The following is a 4157-nucleotide window of genomic DNA, read 5'->3' on the forward strand; positions in this document are numbered from 1 at the left end:
TATTGCTTAAGTATCGCCTGAATAAATATTCTGGAGTTCCATAAAATATTTAATTTATTGGTTTAAAAACTAATGGATTCTATAGTTTATCTAAAATTAACATAATACACCTTATACGAAATGCGTTATAATTATCTATAGAAATCAATGCTGTAGTTCCCAGTTTATAGCCCAGTCTCCCATGACTGGGCTTTTTTTATGACTTTTCACGTTCCACGCCTATTATTTAAGCAATGTTTCACGATTTTGATTAGCTCAATTGAATAATCAGGATGCCTGGTCTTTTTCTTTTTGGCGTTCATCGAGCTCTTTTTTGAGTGCCTTTTTATCCTGGTACGATGCAATCAGCATGATCGGGATCAACAGCGGGGCCACAACAATTCCCAGGGTAATGTCTTTCAGTTTCGGCATGATCTCTCTCCCTTAGTCATTATCAAAAACAGCATTCAGCACACGGCCAAATAAGCCACGTTTTTTGTGTTGTGGCACTGCCACATTTTGCAACGTGGCATGCTGTAGCGTTTGGGTGTGGTATGCCGTAGTTTCTTGCTGTGGCACTGCCACATTTTCTGCAATATTTAATTCATTATTCTTTTTATTATCATTGTCTTGTTGTGTTGTCGCATGCTGTGGTAGGTCGGTGTCGCATGCCGTAGAGTCTTGTTGTGGTGCTGCTGTGGCAGGTGCAACACTTTTCAGCTCAATGAGTGTTTGCATACGGTCAATTTGTTGCATTAACCGTTCTTCACGTTCTTGGTATTTTTTGACTTCATTTTCTAAATGGGCAATAAGTTTTTTTGTAGATTCATCACCTTCTTGCTTAGATGATTCAATTTTTTGAGATGTTTGCTCAGGTTCTCCAAAGCATCGGATGACCTCTGCTAGATCGAATTGTCCATCACTGGAGCGTGATAAACGTCCATTACGTACAGCTCTGTAAATGGTTGATCTATCCACATGAAATTTTTTAGATACTTCACTTAGTGATAACTTAGCCATTTACGGTGTCCTTTTTATTTGATGGCATGTATCCCACTTTTTTTAGGTATGGGGATAGTTCTTTGATTTTTTCAGGGTCTTGTAGCATCTCAGCAATACGAACAGCAAATTGAGGATAGCTTTCTGTTCCTTGTGAATAGCGACCCATTTCAGGGAGTTCTGAAAGTTTATTTGCAAACATATGCCGTTGAGCATCGGTCATCTTTGAAGAAAGACCCAAAGTATTCGGATCTCTTTCTATTGATGGGCTGTCCTTCTTTTTCTGTTTAAAGTTAAAAGAAAATCCTGAAATTGATCGACCTCTTTTGTGTTGTTCATACTTCACTGTGATATCTGTATGTTCGTTAATTTGTTTAATAGCGAGCTCAAGTACACTAGTTTTAAAGCGTTCCATACGCTTGTACTCAGTATCGAGTACGCCAATTCTTTGACGGAAATCACTTAGCTCTATAATTGGAGTAGAGCCCGTACTTCTCCAAGCAATTAATAACTCATATAAACGAACAGCATAAGCACTACTGAGATTACTAACTTGCTGCAATTCGTATTTAGTAAAATGCTCTTCTAAGCGCGTAATTAATGGAACTATGGCAGGGGCAAAAATAAGCTTAACCACTGCTTCATTATCTACATATCCAATTTCACTAACCCAACGGGATCTATAGTTCTCAATATTCCCTCTTTCATTTATTTTTTGATAGCTGAATTGTCTTGCGAATAAATCATTACAGGCATCTTTTAATGCCTGATAAGCGGTATTGCGATGTACGCCAAATTGATTGATATAGCTTTCTGCATGGACAGTTAAGGGATCATTAGCATTAATCCCTTTCCCACTTTCTCTTGCCTCAACAATAGCTAATAAAATTAAACGTTGTTCTACTAAATCTAAGTTATAACTTGCATTAATTAAGGCATTGTCTTTTACAACTAACTCTCTCATGAAGCACCAGTATTATTTATTATGCTATGACACCTTAATTAATTTTAGTGCTATAAGCAAGGTAAACGGTGTCATATTGCAAGGTAAACGGTGTCATATTGCAAGGTAAACGGTGTCATATTGCAAGGTAAACGGTGTCATATGAAGTCTAGAAGCCTTTATTTACAAGGCTTTCAGCTTACCTAAAAGCATTTAAAAACTTTAAAATAATTAAAAGCCCAGGAAAGGAAAAATTGCCCTTGGTTTTCGCTACGCTCAAACTCTATTGAACTTCGCTAAAGCTCAGTTCGTTGGGGCAATTTTTTGGCTAATACCAATCTGGAATTTAATAAAAAGCAAAAGCAACTCGGAATTCGCTTCGCTCATAAATTTTTTATGCTCGCTTCGCTCGATCTAGGTTTAAAGATCTGCATCTAATTTCTTATTGTTCTAAGTTTTCATTTTTAAAAGAATGTTTTTCAGAGAGTCTAGGCGCGACTTTTCTTTGTGTCGCTCGTAGACACTCGCTAAAAACTATTGTAAATCGTCATATTTTGCGTTTTTAGCTCTGTTTACAGGTTTTTATAGTGATAGGTAATTTAAAAATAAAAGAAGCTTAAATCGCAAATAAGAGCGTTCTATGGTGATTAATCAAATTGGTGAAAACCAATTTTGAAATTGATATCTGCATGTGCTGACGCTCGATTTATGGAACTCTTATTTACAGAAAAACCATCATTGATCAAAAAAAACACTATTTTATAAAAATCTTGTTTTTTGTTCTTTTTTAATCAAAGATAAACTTTTATGCTTTCCGCATAAAAGGCATATTTTGATTAGATAATGATCTACTACACAACAACGAAAACGGACTGTCTTCTCAGTCTTATGCAATGCATTTCGAATGGAAGTGCTAAGTTTTGGTTTTCTGATACTGTGCCTTTTTCAAAGTTCCATCATGTGCTTCCAAAGTTAATTTTGGAGTATGGCCTCGATCTGACTGAATCTGAGCGTAAGAAAAAATCGGACTACGGGGAACCAGTATGGAGTCTGGTCATCAATTATGATCCAGCCAAAAGTGAGATATTCCAGTTTTGGTTATTTACAACAGGCTACAGAGAAGCGCGAAGAAGTAAGCTGACGCTAAAAGAAATACTCGCCAAAAATTCGAGCATGGTACAGAAGCAAAAGTTGAATAGTATCTTGACGACTAAAAAAGAAAAACTGCTGCGCTATGGGGATTATGTACTGGGACAATACATTGAGTTTAGTGATCTTAAGCCACAATTTTCTCGGGTTTATTATCATCCTGAACGCTTTGGCGTTATTTTTAATGTTCATGCCAAGCGTGTAAAAACTATTGATAGTAACCAAGATCTGGTTTATCGGGTGTTTAAGCCTTTTGATGCCTCTGATGTCAGGCGTTTTTCCAGTATTCAACGTATTTTTGGCTTTGCTTTTTTAGAAAATGAACATACCCGTTGGAATCAGGCATCCGTGAGTGCATTTTTACTGCAACGGTTTGGAATTAAATTTAACGATGACGTGAGCTATAACGAGCGGTTGAAAGAGCTAACTCGTGCATTACGCGGGGTTCGTAAAAAGCATTTGGAGTTTTTTCAACGATATTCTCAGAAGAAAATCCGTTTTACCTGGTATCTATCGCAAGAATTTATGCAGTCGGCAACGCGGGAGTTGAATAAAAAAATTGATTTAATTTCGACTGAACAGGCTGATCGTTTGAAAGAAGCCACTTTTAGATTGAGTTCTAAGGGGAATTTTCATGGTACACGTCATCAAATTGGCACGTTACAGGCTAAAATGAGATCGATATTAAATGCCCGAAATCCCGAGCAGAAGAAGCTGAATCAAATGTATTTTCCAAAAAACTTACACTATGTACGCTTCACTGCCAAGAAGGCTTGGAGTATGAAAGAGTTTGAAGTGGCTTGTCGAAATGCAGATCAGATTTATTTGAATAAACGGAATAAGCAAAAGCCTAAAGATCAACGATTAAGAAGAGACAGAAAAAAATGCTAAAGCTTTTTTTCTTAAATTTCGCATAAGAGATTTTATGTTAATCAGATGATTAAAAGGCCCGTAAATAGGGCTGTTATTCCTAAGTAGAAATGTCCTACCTAATAACCAAATAGAAATGTCCTATATGGACAATTCCAAGTCAAGCACAGGATTTAGATTTCGTTCTTTGATTGCTATTTTCTGTGCACGTCTGCTT

4 protein-coding genes are annotated in these 4157 nt (G+C 36.6%); 1 reads left to right on the forward strand and 3 read right to left on the reverse strand.

Annotated elements, in window-relative coordinates; all coding sequences use genetic code 11:
- Positions 1-267: 267 nt before the first annotated feature.
- Genes FTV12_RS16150 through repM form a run of 3 tightly spaced genes read right to left on the reverse strand, consistent with a single transcriptional unit; the run spans position 268 to position 1942 of the window.
- Positions 268-411, reverse strand: a complete 144-nt coding sequence (locus FTV12_RS16150; RefSeq protein WP_168384854.1) for a hypothetical protein — start codon at positions 409-411, stop codon at positions 268-270.
- Positions 412-423: 12 nt separating this feature from the next.
- Positions 424-999 (reverse strand): plasmid replication DNA-binding protein, encoded by a 576-nt coding sequence (locus FTV12_RS16155; protein WP_180034333.1) that lies wholly within the window; start codon positions 997-999, stop codon positions 424-426.
- Positions 992-1942 (reverse strand): replication initiation protein RepM, encoded by a 951-nt coding sequence (gene repM, locus FTV12_RS16160; protein ID WP_180034334.1) that lies wholly within the window; start codon positions 1940-1942, stop codon positions 992-994. Before repM ends, FTV12_RS16155 begins: the two co-directional genes overlap by 8 nt.
- Before the next feature lie 867 nt (positions 1943-2809).
- On the opposite strand from repM, the gene FTV12_RS16165 reads away from it, so the two are divergent.
- Positions 2810-3961, forward strand: coding sequence for a hypothetical protein (locus FTV12_RS16165; RefSeq protein WP_180034335.1), 1152 nt, complete (start codon positions 2810-2812; stop codon positions 3959-3961).
- Positions 3962-4157 lie beyond the last annotated feature (196 nt).

The sequence above is a fragment of the Acinetobacter sp. YH12233 genome (genome assembly GCF_013417725.1).
GTDB lineage: Bacteria > Pseudomonadota > Gammaproteobacteria > Pseudomonadales > Moraxellaceae > Acinetobacter.

What these genes read in the sequence shown, in the direction of transcription:
- FTV12_RS16150 (WP_168384854.1), bottom strand. Translation starts at nt 411, where the DNA reads ATGCCGAAACTGAAAGACATTACCCTGGGAATTGTTGTGGCCCCGCTG.
- FTV12_RS16155 (WP_180034333.1), bottom strand. Translation starts at nt 999, where the DNA reads ATGGCTAAGTTATCACTAAGTGAAGTATCTAAAAAATTTCATGTGGAT.
- repM (WP_180034334.1), bottom strand. Translation starts at nt 1,942, where the DNA reads ATGAGAGAGTTAGTTGTAAAAGACAATGCCTTAATTAATGCAAGTTAT.
- FTV12_RS16165 (WP_180034335.1), top strand. Translation starts at nt 2,810, where the DNA reads ATGCAATGCATTTCGAATGGAAGTGCTAAGTTTTGGTTTTCTGATACT.